The following is a 14,156-nucleotide window of genomic DNA, read 5'->3' as shown; positions in this document are numbered from 1 at the left end:
CCTTGTCCGGGACTCTATTGGAGCTAAAGGATGTCGTCGTACTCCACCGCACCGATCCCACCGGACCGTTCGGACTCTGGAGTGCCAAGCCGGTACGTGCGGTGGACGGGGTGAGCCTGTCCATCTCCAGGGGGGAGACCCTGGGACTGATGGGCGGCAGCGGCGCCGGCAAGACGACGCTGGCCGAAGCCGCCACCCTGCGCCGGCCCGTCGACCGGGGCGGCGTGTTCATCGAGGGGAAGGACGCGCGGCAGCTGGACCGCAAGCGGGCGCGCCGCCGCCTGCAGATGGTGCGGCAGGACGCCCGCGACTCGCTGGAGATGGCCCAGACAACCCGCAAGCAGCTGCAGGAGCTGATGCGCCTCTGCGACCTGCCCGACGGCGAGGCCCGCATCGCTGCGGCGATGGAGCGGGTGGGGCTGCCGCCGGGCGAGTTCCTGGACCGGACGCCCCAGCAGATGTCGGGCGGGCAGCAGCAGCGGCTGGCGATCGCCCGGGCCCTGGCGGTGAACCCGGTGCTGATCGCCCTGGACGAGCCGGTCTCGGGCGTCGACCCGCAGCTGCAGGCGGAGATCCTGCGGCTGCTGGCGGAGGTCCAGCGGAAGCAGGGCACCGCGTACCTGTTGATCTCCCAGGACGTGCGGGTGATCTCCCGCCTGTCCCACCGGGTGGGGATAATGCACAGCGGCCGGCTGCTGGAGCTGGGTCCGGCGGAGCAGGTGCTGACCGGGCCCCGCCACCCCTTCAGCCAGCGGTTCCTGGGGCGCACCGCCGAGCCGCTGCCGCCGGAGGAGGACGCCGCCGGCCGGGTGCTGCAGGGCTGCCCGTGGGCTCCGCACTGCCCGGCGGCCACGGAGCGGTGCCGGAAGGAGCGGCCTGCGATGCGGGAGGTGGCCCCGGGCCACCTGGTCGCCTGTCCGGAGGTGTGATGCGGGACGAGTAGCAGCAGGCCCCCGGCGCCACTCGACGTCGGGGGCCTGTAGTCGTTCACGCGAAGCGGATGTGGATCTGCACGATCTCCGACCGGGTGCCGACGCGGATCGGCGGTCCCCAGGTGCCCCACCCCTGCGACACGACGAACTGCGTGCCGCCCTTCTGCAGGTAGCCCCAGTCCACCTCGAAGATGCGGTCCGTCAGCAGCCGCCCCGGCCAGACCTGGCCGCGGTGCGTGTGGCCCGAGACCTGCAGGTCGACGCCGGCCGCCACCGCCTCGTCCAGCCGGTCGGGCTGGTGGTCCATCAGCAGGATGGGGCGGGACGGGTCGACGCCCTGCAGCACCTGCTCCAGCGGTGCGGGGCCGCGGGAGCGGTCGTTGCGCCCGACCAGGTAGAAGGCGCCGTCCACCTCCACCCACTCGTCCACCAGCATGCGGACGCCGGCCTGCGCCAGGGCTGCCCGGTACGCCGGCAGGTTCTCGGCGCCGTCGTCGTGGTTGCCGAGCACGCCGTAGACGCCCAGCGGCGCCTGAATCTGGCGCAGCACGGCCGCCATGTCCCGGGCGACGAAGGGCCGGAAATCGTCGTCGATGATGTCGCCGGCCAGCAGCACCAGGTCGGGCTGCAGCCCGTTCACCCGGTCCACCAGCCCCTGGAGCCGGCCCTTGCCGATGATCGTGCCCAGGTGGGTGTCGGAGACCAGGACGACGTTCAGCTCCCGGTAGGGCCCGGCAGGCTTGGGGATGGTCAGCTCGTACCGGGTGACCACCGGTGTGCGGGCCGCCCACGAGCCGTACAGGAGCACGGCCGCGTACGCCAGCAGGACCGCGGCACCGGTGCCCCTGACCAGGTTGAGGTCGGGGACCAGCCCGGGCGCCGCGAGGCGCACGCCGCGGATCAGGATCCGCACCAGGTCGATCAGCAGCAGTGCGGGCATGACGTAGACGAGCGCCGTCATCCACCACGCGCCGACGCGGGCGAGGAGCTCGGTCGCCCGGAGCGGCAGCCATGCGCCGGCCATGCGGCTGACCGGGAAGGCCAGCGCCAGGAAGGCCACGGCTGCCCAGTAGAGCCCCGTCGGCACCGGTCGGGGCAGCACCGCCGCCAGCCACTGGGCCGTGCGCAGACCGATGTACCAGCCGATGCCTCCGTACAGTGCCAGGAACAGAACCACGAACATGTACAGGTACATAACTCCACTCCCGACCGGCTCGAAATCTCCTACATGTTCTCCAGAGCGCCCATCAGCGCCTCCAGGGCGGCGGCGTTGGCCTCCGTCCGGCGCGCCACCTCCCCGAGGACCGCGGGGTCGCGGGTGAACCGCGCCGTCTCCTCCGGCACCCCGCGCACGTACGCCAGCAGGCGGCCGACGTCCGCCCGCAGGCTCGCCCAGTCGAAAGGCCGGCCGGACGCGGCGCACTCCCGGGCCTGGTCGGCCTGCTGCCGCCACGCCTCGAGCGACCTGCCCGCCTTCGACCGGAAGCCCGACCGGGCGAGAGGCCGCACGAAAAGCGGCAGCCGCCGGAAATCGGCGTCGGTCTCGGCCAGCAGCGCCCGGAGGCGGTCGAGCTGCTCGACGAGCGCCGGAGCACCGGCCGGCGACCGGGCGGCGCCGGTCGCCCCCGCGCCCCCGACCAGAGGGGCCGCGCCGGCTCCGATGAGACCTGCGCGTTCCAACACCTCGTACCCCGAGACCACCTGGCCGTGGTACTCGCCGGCCAGCCGGGACACCAGGAAGGCGACGGCCACCCCGGCGTGCTCCACGGGCATGAGGCCTGCGTAGGAGGGGTGCAGCGAGACCCGCCTGAACTCCGTCTCGCTCATGCCCAGCAGCGGTGCGAGCCCCGCTGCGGCCTCGAGCAGCCCCGGCGTCTCCACCATGCCCGGTGCCAGGGCGACGACCCGGGGCCCGTCCTCCCCGACCTCAGCGGCCAGCGACTGCGTGAAGCCCACCAGCCCCTGCTTGGACGCGCTGTAGGCGCTCAGGCCGGGCATGGCGTCTGCGGAGACCAGGTTGACCAGGACGCCCTGCCTCGCCGAGCGGAGGGCAGGCAGGAACGCCCGGGCGAGAAGGAACGGACCGCGCAGATTGACGGCCAGCACGCGGTCCCACAGGGTCGGGTGCATCTCCTCCACCGGCGCGACGGGACAGAGAGCCGCGTTGCAGATGAGCAGGTCGGGCCGGCCCATCTCGGCGCCGACCTGGCGGGCGAGGTGCGCCACGGCGTCCCCGTCCGCGACGTCAGCCGGGTAGAAGCGGGCCGCCCCGCCTGCCCGGCGGATCTGTGCCGCCGTCTCCTCACCTTCCGCGGCCACGTCGACGACCGCCACCTGCGCGCCCAGGTGCGCGAGCGCGCAGGCTGCTGCCCGGCCGATGCCCCTGGCTGCGCCGGTCACCACCGCGAGCCGCTCGCTCAGTTCGCCGGGACGCAGCCCGGCGGCGTGGAGATCCCGTTCCACGTTCACCCCTCCCCGAGGGGAACGATTCGCCCGCCCCGGCTGCAATCCCTCCGTGGTGCGGCCGCACCGCCCGGCGCGGCCGCAGCAGCCGCTGCCGGTGCGGAAATGCTATCGGGCAGGATGGAACTCGCAGGCCGGCGAAGAGCAGGTGTGAGGGGAAGGTGAACGCCGTGGTCTACCTGGGCATCGACATCGGCGGCACGGGCATCAAGGCCGCCATCGTCGACGCGCGCGGCAACATCCTCCAGCATGGCGAGACGCCCACCGGCGCCTCGGAGGGCGCGGCCGGCGTGCTGGAGCGCGTCCGCCGGCTGGGGAGCTCGCTGATCGAGCGGGCCGGAACCCAGGTTGTGGCCTGCGGGGTGGGGTCGGCGGGCCGGATCGACCACCGCCGGGGACACGTGATCTTCGCAAGCGAGAACCTGCCGGGTTGGACCGGCACCGACCTGGGGGCGGAACTCCACCGGGCCTTCGGGCTGCCGGTGTTCGTGGACAACGACGTCAACGCCGCCTCGCTGGCCGAGGCCTGGATCGGCGCCGCCCGCGGGGCCTCCGACTTCCTGATGCTGACGCTGGGCACCGGGGTCGGCGGGGCGATCACCTTGGGCGGGCGGCTGTGGCGGGGCGCGCGCTGCGGGGCGGGAGAGGTGGGACACATGGCGCTCTACCCCGGCGGCGAGCCGTGCCCCTGCGGCGGCGTGGGCTGCGCCGAGCGCTACGTGTCGGCCAAGGCGCTGACGCGGCGGGCCAACGAGGCGCTGGCGGAGGGCAGGCCCTTCCGCGGCATCCGCGACGTCATCTCCGCCGCCACCAGCGCCAGCGGCCACAGGCAGGCGGCCGCCCGGCAGGGGGTGGAGCGCTGGACCGCCGACCTGGCGCTCTTCCTGATGAACCTGCAGATGGCCTTCGACCCGCAGCTGATCGTCGTCGGCGGCGGCATCGTCCGGCTGGGCTACTGGTGGGACCGCCTGGTGCAGACCGCCGCCCGGGAGTGCCGGGCGCGGTCCGCGGCGATCCGCCTCCGGCAGGCCCGGCTGGGCCCCGACGCCGGCGTGGTCGGGGCCGCTCGCCTGGCGATGCTCGCGCGCCCGCTCCGGCGGGTCTACCCGCCCGCAGCCGGCGGCTCGGCGCGCGACGGATCGGTCGTCCGGCCGGCCGGGGCATTCGAGTAGCCTCCCTTGATCCGGTCCCAGAGCCGCCGATAGGCCTGTTCGGTCTCGGAGATGGGCAGCAGGGCGATCCCCCGTTCGCGCTTGGCCAACCGGATCACGTGCTGGACCTCGGCCTGGGCCTGCTGCAGGGCGGAACGGGCCAGGTCCAGTTCCTCCAACGTGCGGGCTTCGCGGAACATCTGGCGCGCGTTCTCCACGCGCTGCAGTGCTGCCCGCATCAGCGCGTGGTGATCCGGCTCCCGGTGCTCGTCTTTGCGCGCCAGAAAGCCGATGAGCCTGAGGGCTTTCTCCAGCACCGAAACACCCCCCGTATGACGTAGCCGGAGCGCATCGCCCACCATATAATACGTTGTCTGGCATTATTTGGTTTCCGTTACCATCTTCACTTGCATCAGGGTTCCGGAAGTGGTATATGTGGTATAGACCAGTGGTTCGGGAACAGGAGGGATTGATCTGGCCAGGCTGAAGGAGGAGCCCGCTCCGCTGTACCACCAAATCAAGAACTGCTTGCTGGATGATATGAAAGCCGGTCGGTTGAGGCCGGGGGACCGGGTACCCTCTGAACGTGAACTGAGCGACCGGTTCGGGGTGAGCCGCATGACGGCCCGGCAGGCCCTGGTCCAGCTGGAAGTGGAAGGGTACCTGGTGCGCGAGCAGGGCAAGGGCAGCTTCGTGGCCAGCCCCAAGATCGTGCAGCCGCTCACGCTGGTCAGCGGCTTCACGGAGGACATGCGCCGGCGGGGGCTCCGCCCGGCGACCCGCGTGCTCTCGGCCGCCGAGGTTCCCGCGGACTCGCGGGTGGCAGCGGCCCTGCAGTGCAGGGAGGGGACGCCCATCTACCGCCTGGAACGACTGCGTCTGGCCGACGACGAGCCCCTGGCGCTGGAGATCTCGCACCTGACCGTCGACGCCTGTCCCGGGGTCCTGACGCTGGACCTGGAGGGCCAGTCGCTCTACGACCAGCTGCGCAACCGGTACGACCTGCAGCTGCTCCGGGCCACCCAGACCCTGGAGGCGGTGCCGGCCGAGGAGTGGCAGGCGGAGGTGCTCAACGTGCGGCCCGGCACCCCGCTGATGCACATGGAGCGACTCGTGCACGATCAGTGGGACAGGCCGGTGGAGCTGGTGCTCTCATACTATCGAGGGGACCGCTACCGGTTCGTCGCCGAGCTTCGCACCCAGGGGGAGAATGGACATGGACACTGACCACCTCGTGACAGAGAGCAGGCTGGAAGCATCGCGGAACATCGACCAGGTCTCGACCGAGGAGATGGTCCGCATCATCAACGAGCAGGACAAGCTGGTCGCCCTGGCCGTGGAGCAGGAGCTGCCGCGGATCGCCCGGGCCATCGACCTGATCGCGGCCCGCCTCCGGGAGGGCGGCCGCCTCTTCTACGTCGGCGCCGGCACCAGCGGCCGCCTCGGCGTGTTGGACGCCTCGGAGATCCCGCCGACCTACGGCACGCCGCACGATCTCGTGCAGGGGGTCATTGCCGGGGGCCCCGAGGCGGTCTTCGTGACCCGCGAGGGGGCTGAGGACTCCCGGGAGCAGGGCGTGGCCGACATCGCCGCACGGGTGAAGGCCGGGGATGTGGTGGTGGGCATCGCCGCCAGCGGCCGGACGCCGTACACGGTGGCCGCCGTCGAGGAGGCCCGGCGCAGGGGGTGTGCGACGGTCGCCGTGACCAACAACCCCGGCTCCGCGCTGGCCGCCGCCGCGGACGTCGCGATCGCGCCGGTGGTCGGCCCGGAGGTCGTGATGGGCTCCACCCGCATGAAGGCGGGCACCGCCCAGAAGATGGTGCTGAACATGCTGAGCACCGGAGCCATGATCCGGCTCGGCAAGGTATATACCAACCTCATGGTCGATATGCAGGCGTCCAACGAGAAGCTTCGGCAGCGGGCCGTCCGCATGGTCGCCCTGGCCGCCGAGACCGACGAGGAGACGGCCGGGCGCGCACTGAGCGCGGCGGGCGGCTCCGTGAAGCAGGCCATCGTGGCCCTGGTGGCCGGCGTGGACCCGGCTGCGGCCCGCGAGGCGCTGGAGCGCGCCGGCGGCCTCGTGCGGAAAGCCATCGCGCTGGCGCAGGAGAGGTAGCGAAGAAGCAGACACAGGAGATGACCGGTCTATGCAGAGGTGGCTGAAGGGCGCGCTCATCCTCCCTGACAGGGTGGTGCCGAACGGGCTGCTGGCCTGCGAGGACGGCAGGATCACCGGCGTCTGGGACCTGGAGGCCGACGCCGGGGCCCCCGCGGTGCCTGACGGGGCGGAGGTGGTGGAGCGCGGCTACATCGCGCCCGGGTACATCGACATCCACGTTCACGGCGGCGGCGGCGGGGACTTCATGGACGCGGATCCCGAGGCCGTGGTCGCGATCACGACCTGCCACGCCCGGCACGGGACGACCGGGCTGCTGGCCACGACGCTGACGGCCCCGGAGGAGGAGTTGATCAGGGCCTTCCGCGCCGTGAAGGCCGCGCCGCGCCGCGGCGCGCAGATCCTGGGCTTCCACGTGGAGGGCCCCTTCATCAACATGCAGTACAAGGGGGCCCAGAACCCGGCGTACGTGCGCTCCGCCTCGGTCGCGGAGATCGACCGCTGGCTGGCGGAGGGCCGGCCCGACGACCGCTGGCACGTGACGCTCGCGCCCGAGATCGAGGGCGCCCTCGAGGCGATCCGCCACCTGGCCGGCCGCGGGGCGGTCGTCAGCGCAGGGCACACGGACTGCACCTACGACCAGCTGAAGGCCGGCGTGGAGGCGGGGGTCTCCCACGTCACCCACCTCTTCAACGCCATGCGCGGCCTGCACCACCGGGAGCCCGGCACCGTGGGCGGCGCCCTGTCGCTGCCCGGGGTCACGGTGGAGATCATCGCCGACGGCGTGCACGTGCACCCCGCCTCCATGCAGGTGGCCGTGAGGGCGCGCGGTGCGGAGAACGTGCTGCTGGTGACTGATGCCATGCGGGCCGCCGGCCTCGGCGATGGCGAGTTCACGCTGGGCGGACTGCCGGTGACCGTGAAGGACGGCGCGGCCCGGCTGCACAGCGGCGCCCTGGCCGGCTCGGTGCTGACCATGGAGCGGGGCGTGCAGAACCTCGTGGACATGGTCGGCCTAGACCTTCCGACCGCGGTGGCCATGGCCTCGCTCCATCCGGCCCGCAGGCTCGGGCTGGAGGCGCGCAAGGGCTCGCTGGCCGTCGGCAAGGACGCCGACCTGCTGATACTGGACGACAAGCTCGAAGTGATGACAACCATAATCGGTGGAGAGGTGTTCTACGATGCAAGGTAACCGGTATCCGCTGACGGTCGAGGTGTTCCCTGACTACGCCGCGATGTCCGGGCGCGCCGCCGAGATCGTGGTCGAACTGCTGCAGGAGAAGCCCGACGCCGTGCTGGGGCTGCCCACCGGCTCGACCCCGCTGGGGTTCTACGACGCCCTGGTAGCCAGCGGGGTCTCGCTGGCGCAGGCCCGCACGTTCAACCTCGACGAGTACCTGGGCCTGCCCCGCACCCATCCGGAGAGCTATTACTCGTTCATGAAGCGGGCGCTCTATGACCGGTCGGACCTCCGGCCCGAGAACTGCCACATCCCCGACGGCAACGCCCCGGATCCCCACGAGGAGTGCCGCCGCTACGAGGAGGCCATCCGCGCCGCGGGCGGGCTCGACATCCTGGTGCTGGGCGTGGGTCACAACGGGCACATCGGCTTCAACGAGCCCGGTTCGCAGTGGGACGCGCGGACCCGTGTGGTCAACCTGGCCGAGAGCACCCGGCGCGCCAACGCCCGCTTCTTCAACAGCCTGGACGAGGTGCCCCGCCAGGCCATCACCATGGGTATCGGGACGATCCTGGAGGCCCGCCGGATCCTGCTGCTGGCCAGCGGCCAGGAGAAGGCGCCGGCCGTGCGGGACATGGTGGAGAGCGCCCCGACCCCGGACGTGCCGGCCACGGCCCTGCAGCTGCATCCCAACGTCACCGTGCTGCTGGACCGGGAGGCGGCCGCGCTCCTGCACCGCTAATCCCTACCCGTGCGCAGAGCTATAAGCATAGCGAATTCAGCGGATACCGGCTTGCAATCGGCGGCACTATTGACGTATACACCCCCCAGGTCTACTATCATCGGTGGTAATCACTTTGTGCCACCAGGTACGTGGGACAGAGCTGAGAAGAGGTGTCACGCAGCATGGGCCGCCAGACCATCGAGGTCGGCTGGGACTACGAAGTGCCAGTGGATGAGGTTGAGATGTTTCGCAGCGAACGTGCCCGTGAACTGGAGGGCTACTACGGCGTACCGGCTGAAAGCCTGACCGACCTGGAGGTCGCCAGGTACATGGTGCGGAGCAGCCACCCGTCGACCCGATACCTGAAGAACGAGCAGAGGGAGCTCGTCTTCCACGACTGAAGCAAGCGCAAAGGCCGCCCCGGTTACGGGGCGGCCTTTGAAATTGCCTCAATCTGGGCATGCTATAGGATAGCATTGCCGGGGGAGGTAAGCGTTTCCATGGAGATCCTGCGCAACCTGTACCGTCGCCGGCTGCGGACCGGGCTCACGGTGCTGGGCATCGCGGTGGGGATCCTGGCCTTCACCGTGATGGGCGCGATGGCCGAGAAGTTCAACCGGCTGATCGACGGCGGCGAGGCCTACTTCGCGCGCCGCATCGCCATCCACTCCACGGGAGGCCTCCTGCGGCTCAACCTGCTGGGTCCGGAGGAGATCGAGGTGATGAAGCGCACCCCGGGGGTCCGCCACGTCGAGACGCAGATCATGATGGCGCTGGACGAGACGGCGGGCTTCGAGCTGGCGCCGCGCTTCCTGGTGGGCATCAACCTGCCCAACTTCGCGCGCGCCCAGCTGATCGCCGGGGACGCGGCCCGGTTGCGGCTCGCCCGGGGCAGCTGGTGGCGCCCCGGCGACCGCAGGGTGACCGTGCTGGGCAGCGCAGCCGCGCACAAGATGAAGCTGGACGTGGGCGACATCATGACGGCCCGGGGCGAGGCGTTCAAGGTCGTGGGCATCCTGCAGGAGACGCTCTCGGTGCCCGACGGCTGGGCGCTGATCCCTGAGGAGGACGCCCGCGACCTGCTGATGAGCGACTCCGCCCTGCTGCGGGAGATGGGGCTGGACAGGGTGTGGACCAACGCCTACGCCCTGGTCGACCCCGGCATGGGTGAGGAGATCACCGACGTGCTGGCCCGCAGCCTGCGCAAGGGCTTCCTGCTGCACTCGCCGGAGCAGCTGGCCCGGGCGGCGGGCACCGCCTCGAACCTGCTCAACACGGCCATACTCGGCTCGGGGGCCATCGCAGTCATCGTAGGGGCGCTGGCGGTGATCAACACGATGTTCTTCGCCGTGGGCGAGCGCACGCGCGAGATCGGCATCAAGAAGGCCATCGGTGCGGGCCGCTGGGCGATCCTCGGCGAGTTCCTGGCCGAGTCGGTGCTGATCGGCCTCCTGGGCGGCCTCCTCGGCCTCTCCGTCGCAGCGGTGCTGAACGGGCACGCGGCCGCCGAGGGGACGCCGGTCTTCCTGCTCACGCCGCGCCTGGCGTTCGGGGCGCTGGGGTTCGCCACGCTGCTGGGGGGCGCCGCAGGGGCCCTGCCGGCCTGGCGCGCGGCCAACCTCGATCCCGTGGAGGCGCTGCGGGCCATCTAGGAGGGGATGGGAATGAGCACACAGCCGCTGCTTGTGGCAGAGGGCCTGGTGAAGATCTACCCCATGGGCGTGCGGGCGCTGGACGGCGCCAGCCTCACCGTGGGCCGGGGGGAGATCGTGGGGATCATGGGGCGGTCGGGCAGCGGGAAGTCGACCCTGCTGCACATCCTGGGCTGCCTGGACAGGCCCGACGCGGGCCGGGTGTGGATCGACGGGGTGGAGGTGACCCGCCTGGCGGACGCCGCCCTGCCGGCCGTGCGGCTCCGGCGGCTGGGCTTCATCTTCCAGGCGCACAACCTGGTGCCGACGCTGACCGCGCTGGAGAACGTGGCCCTGCCGCTCCGGTACCTGCGGCCGCGCCCGGCGAACCCGTACGAGCGGGCCCGGACGATGCTGGAGGCCGTGGGGCTGGGCGACCGGCTGCACCACCTGCCGGGCCAGCTCTCCGGGGGCCAGCAGCAGCGCGTGGCCATCGCCCGGGCGCTGGTGAACAACCCGGCGCTGGTGCTGGCCGACGAGCCCACGGGGGCCCTGGACTCGCAGAACGCGCGGGCCCTGCTCCGCCTGATGCGCCGGCTGGCCCAGGAGCGGGGGCAGACCTTCGTCGTGGTCACCCACGACCCGGTGGTCGGCCAGGTCTGCGACCGCATCTACCGGATGGAGGACGGGCGGGTGCTGGCAACGGCTGCGGGCTGAGCGGGCCCTGCGCTGACGGCGAAAAAGACTGAACATTGTAGACGTTGATGTCATCTGTGCGGTACGGTCTGGGGCAAAGGAGGGATACCCCATGCGCAGGATCGTACCGCTGTTCCTCGTCTGCTCCCTGATGCTCGCCTCGGCCTCCGTGTCCCCTGTTCAGGCCGCCCGCCCGCCGGAGGGCGCCGCAGCCGCCGCCGCGGCCGCTCCCCCGGCGCCCACCCGGGTCGGCATGACCCTCGGTGCCGGCGACTGGTACGTCGGCGCCACGCCGCCCAACGTCGACCCCGCCAAGCCCGTCCTGGTCTTCGTGCACGGCAAGGGCGGCTCCGCCTCCGTCTGGTGGGATGAGACTACCTACCACGGGACCAACGACATGTACGCCTACGCCTACAACAACGGCTACCGGACGGCGTTCGTCTCCCTGCACCCCGAGGGCACCATGTGGGCGAACGGCCAGCTGCTGAGCAGCCTGCTGAACAGCATTACCAGCTACTTCGGCGTGAACCGGGTCACCATCGTCGCCCACTCGAAGGGCGGTGTTGACGCCAACGCCGCCTCGGTCCACTACGGCGCCGCCCCGAAGATCCGCGAGGTGATCACGCTGGGCACGCCGCACCGCGGCACGCCGGTCGCCGACCTGGCCTACTCGGACTGGGCCGGCTGGCTCGCCGAGTTGCTCGGACAGCGGACCGACGCCGCCTACGTGATGCAGACCGGCTACATGGACTACTTCCGTTCCGTCACCGACGGGCTCGACCCCGCCGTGCGCTACTCGACGGTGTCGGGCTACAAGTGCGGCCCCGTGTTCACGGCCCTCTGGCTGGGCTGCATGTACATCTCCGGGGAGGATGACGGCCTGGTTCCCGTCTGGTCGGCGGAGAAGCCGGGCGGCACCCACCTGCGGACGGGCTACTGGGACCACGACGAGATCCGCATGGGCAGCCGGGTCTGGAGCACCATCGCCCCGCGGCTGACGGCCGCCGGCTCCCCGGGGGAGAGGGCTGTGGCCGCACCGCAGCCGTACGGCGGCGAGGCAGCGCCGGGCAACCTGATCCTCCGGGGCGGCCCGGTGAGCGGCGGCTCCGCCGCGGCCAGCTTCCCGGTGGAGCGGGGCGTGACGGCGGTCACCTTCCACGTCCTGGGCTCCTCCGCTGACCTCTCGGCCAGCCTGGTGGCCCCCGACGGCACGGTGCACCCGGTGAAGCTGACGGGCCGGATCGATGAGGGCGAGGTGCTGGCCGGCGCCTGGATCGGCAGCGCAGAGGTGCAGCGGCCCCAGGCCGGCGAGTGGCGGCTGGAGGTCACGGGTGCAAAGGAAAGCGCCTACCTGATGGTCGCCGCGCTGGAGGGCGGCGTGCAGGCGGTACTCGACCGGGGCGCGGGCGTCTCGCTGCCGGGCGAGTCCCGGCCGGTGACCCTCAGGCTGTTGGGCCCGGCGGTGGCGGAGAGCCGCGCCGAGGCCAGGCTGGTCCGGGACGGCGCAGCGGCCCTGGGGCACGCGGAGTTCCGCTCCGAGGGGGGCCGCCACGTGGCGCTGGTCGAGGCGCCTGAGGAGGCCGGCGTCCACGCCCTCTCGGTGACGGTGACCGGCACGCTGCGCGACGGCTCCGCCTTCGAGCGCAACCTGGTGACCAGCTTCGCGGTGTTCGACGCCGGCCCGTAAGCCAGGGGGCCGGCCCCGGTCGGGCCGGCCCCTTCTACTTCGCACCTCCGGCCACCATGTGGTCCACGGCGGCGGGAACCTCCAGCAGGCTGTGGACGATGGCGTCGGGCATGCAGTCGTCCAGCTCGCAGTGCGGGTGGGTGTGCCAGCGCCTGTCGATCGCCAGCCGCTCCTCCAGCCAGTCCCGCCCAGCCGCCGGCCGTTCCCAGGGCGGCAGCCTGAGGAGCGCCTCGGGCATCTCGGTATACCCCGGCGCCCCCGGCTGAACCACATAGACCGCCTGCCAGCCGGCGGCCTTGGCGCCGGCCACGTCGTGCGGCAGCACGTCGCCCACGTGAACGTACGGGCCCGGGCCATAGCCTTCCGCGGCGCGGTAGATGCCGGGTTGGGGCTTGCCCGCCCCCGCCGCGTCGGGGGTGACCAGCGCCGTGAACCGGTGCAGGAGGCCGAGCGCCCGTTGCACGGGCTCCTGGTAGCGGCGGAAGCCGTTGGTAACCGAGACCAGCACGTGTCCCCTGGCCAGCAGCGCGTCGAGGCACTCGGCGGCGCCGGGGTAGGAGGAGATCAGCCCGTCCACCTGGCAGTAGTGCTCCACCAGCCCGGGCACGTCGATCCGCCCGGGGTAGCCTACCTCCCGGGCGACGGCGAGGGCGATGCCGTCCCAGTCGTGCGCGCCCACCATGTCGCCCTCCGCCAGCCGGCGCCGGTGTTCGGCGACGATGCGCCCCAGCACCGCCCGCTCGGGATCGGCCTCGGAGACGTACGGGGCCAGCTCCCGGGCGATGTGGGCGAAGACGCCGTCGGGGCGCCCCAGGCGGAAGGGGTTCTTCTGCAGTACGCCGTCCAGATCAAACGAGATGAGCGCCACGGAATCACCTCATGTCAAGCCGTTGACACCGCGCCATATTGCCGGCCGGTCAGCTGCGCTTGCCCCACTCCACGATCACGTCCGGCTGGCCCGAGGCCCTGTTGGCGGCGCGGGCGGCCACGAAGAGCAGGTCGGAGAGCCGGTTCAGGTACTTGAGCAGCGCAGGGTCCACCGGCTCCCGTTCCGCCAGCGACACCAGCTGGCGCTCGGCCCTGCGCACCACCGTGCGGGCCACGTGCAGCGCCGCGGCCGCCCGGCTCCCGCCGGGCAGGATGAAGTTCCGCAGGGCGTCGAGCCCCCGCTCCAGCTCGTCGATGTCGGCCTCCAGCCGCGCCACCATCTGGTCCGTCACCCTCGGCTGTTCGCCCCGCTCCCGGTCGGGCGGCGTGGCCAGGTCTGCCCCCACGTCGAACAGCTCCCGCTGGACGCGCAGGAGCAGGGCCCGCAGCGGGCCGGCCCCGGCCGGTTCCAGGAAGGCCACCGCCAGCCCGATGTGGGCGTTGGCCTCGTCGACCGTGCCGTAGGCCTCCACCCGCAGGGCGTTCTTTGGCACCCGCTCTCCCCAGCGCAGGCTCGTCTGGCCCCCGTCCCCGGTGCGCGTGTAAATCCGCATTGCGCTCACCTCCGTCACAAGTCTACCATGTACGGGGAGGACTCGCCGCCAATTTGGTTAACCTGAGGTCGTAAATCTTTAGGGGAGGCGTT

15 protein-coding genes are annotated in these 14,156 nt (G+C 71.8%); 10 read left to right on the top strand and 5 right to left on the bottom strand.

The genetic code is table 11. The annotated features are described in order from the left end of the window. Positions 1-2: 2 nt before the first annotated feature. Entirely contained in the window at positions 3-929 is a 927-nt protein-coding gene (locus tag J2Z79_RS04635) for an ATP-binding cassette domain-containing protein (RefSeq protein ID WP_209465696.1), read from the top strand. 58 nt (positions 930-987) lie between these two features. Here J2Z79_RS04635 and J2Z79_RS04630 read toward each other — a convergent pair whose 3' ends face one another. Both J2Z79_RS04630 and J2Z79_RS04625 read right to left on the bottom strand, forming a co-directional pair. Next, positions 988-2,127, bottom strand: coding sequence for a metallophosphoesterase (locus J2Z79_RS04630; RefSeq protein ID WP_245302122.1), 1,140 nt, complete (start codon positions 2,125-2,127; stop codon positions 988-990). Positions 2,128-2,156: 29 nt separating this feature from the next. After that, a complete protein-coding gene (locus J2Z79_RS04625; RefSeq protein ID WP_209465695.1) occupies positions 2,157-3,395 on the bottom strand; it encodes an SDR family NAD(P)-dependent oxidoreductase in 1,239 nt (412 codons plus the stop codon). A 161-nt stretch (positions 3,396-3,556) separates the two neighbouring features. On the opposite strand from J2Z79_RS04625, the gene J2Z79_RS04620 reads away from it, so the two are divergent. After that, a complete protein-coding gene (locus J2Z79_RS04620) occupies positions 3,557-4,567 on the top strand; it encodes an ROK family protein (protein ID WP_209465694.1) in 1,011 nt (336 codons plus the stop codon). On the opposite strand, the gene J2Z79_RS04615 is transcribed toward J2Z79_RS04620, so the two are convergent. Next, positions 4,498-4,863 (bottom strand): hypothetical protein, encoded by a 366-nt coding sequence (locus J2Z79_RS04615; RefSeq protein ID WP_209465693.1) that lies wholly within the window; start codon positions 4,861-4,863, stop codon positions 4,498-4,500. The two genes, J2Z79_RS04620 and J2Z79_RS04615, sit on opposite strands and share 70 nt — an antisense overlap. A 151-nt stretch (positions 4,864-5,014) precedes the next feature. On the opposite strand from J2Z79_RS04615, the gene J2Z79_RS04610 reads away from it, so the two are divergent. The 8 genes from J2Z79_RS04610 to J2Z79_RS04575 all read left to right on the top strand — a co-directional run bounded on the left by J2Z79_RS04610 (position 5,015) and on the right by J2Z79_RS04575 (position 12,583). Then, the gene (locus J2Z79_RS04610) at positions 5,015-5,773 is read left to right on the top strand and encodes a GntR family transcriptional regulator (RefSeq protein WP_342589416.1); all 759 of its coding nucleotides are present in this window, start codon (positions 5,015-5,017) and stop codon (positions 5,771-5,773) included. After that, positions 5,763-6,665, top strand: coding sequence for an N-acetylmuramic acid 6-phosphate etherase (gene murQ / locus J2Z79_RS04605; RefSeq protein ID WP_209465691.1), 903 nt, complete (start codon positions 5,763-5,765; stop codon positions 6,663-6,665). The genes J2Z79_RS04610 and murQ overlap by 11 nt, the downstream gene beginning before the upstream one ends. A 31-nt stretch (positions 6,666-6,696) precedes the next feature. Then, on the top strand, positions 6,697-7,857 hold the full coding sequence (nagA, locus tag J2Z79_RS04600) for an N-acetylglucosamine-6-phosphate deacetylase (RefSeq protein ID WP_209465690.1): 1,161 nt from the start codon (positions 6,697-6,699) through the stop codon (positions 7,855-7,857). Further along, complete coding sequence (nagB, locus tag J2Z79_RS04595; protein WP_209465689.1) at positions 7,847-8,587, top strand: glucosamine-6-phosphate deaminase; 741 nt, start codon at positions 7,847-7,849, stop codon at positions 8,585-8,587. Before nagA ends, nagB begins: the two co-directional genes overlap by 11 nt. 164 nt (positions 8,588-8,751) lie before the next feature. Continuing rightward, positions 8,752-8,970, top strand: coding sequence for a hypothetical protein (locus tag J2Z79_RS04590; RefSeq protein ID WP_209465688.1), 219 nt, complete (start codon positions 8,752-8,754; stop codon positions 8,968-8,970). Between the two features lie 99 nt (positions 8,971-9,069). Next, positions 9,070-10,221: an ABC transporter permease gene (locus J2Z79_RS04585; protein ID WP_209465687.1), complete on the top strand. Its 1,152-nt coding sequence runs from the start codon at positions 9,070-9,072 to the stop codon at positions 10,219-10,221. A gap of 12 nt (positions 10,222-10,233) precedes the next feature. Beyond that, positions 10,234-10,917, top strand: a complete 684-nt coding sequence (locus J2Z79_RS04580; protein WP_209465686.1) for an ABC transporter ATP-binding protein — start codon at positions 10,234-10,236, stop codon at positions 10,915-10,917. 91 nt (positions 10,918-11,008) lie between these two features. After that, on the top strand, positions 11,009-12,583 hold the full coding sequence (locus J2Z79_RS04575) for an esterase/lipase family protein (RefSeq protein WP_209465685.1): 1,575 nt from the start codon (positions 11,009-11,011) through the stop codon (positions 12,581-12,583). Positions 12,584-12,617: 34 nt separating this feature from the next. Here J2Z79_RS04575 and J2Z79_RS04570 read toward each other — a convergent pair whose 3' ends face one another. Further along, positions 12,618-13,451 (bottom strand): HAD family hydrolase, encoded by an 834-nt coding sequence (locus J2Z79_RS04570; protein ID WP_209465684.1) that lies wholly within the window; start codon positions 13,449-13,451, stop codon positions 12,618-12,620. 49 nt (positions 13,452-13,500) lie between these two features. After that, entirely contained in the window at positions 13,501-14,064 is a 564-nt protein-coding gene (locus J2Z79_RS04565) for a cob(I)yrinic acid a,c-diamide adenosyltransferase (protein ID WP_209465683.1), read from the bottom strand. Positions 14,065-14,156 lie beyond the last annotated feature (92 nt).

It is taken from the genome of Symbiobacterium terraclitae, assembly GCF_017874315.1.
GTDB lineage: Bacteria > Bacillota > Sulfobacillia > Symbiobacteriales > Symbiobacteriaceae > Symbiobacterium > Symbiobacterium terraclitae.
This window is presented reverse-complemented; position numbering and strand designations above follow the sequence as displayed.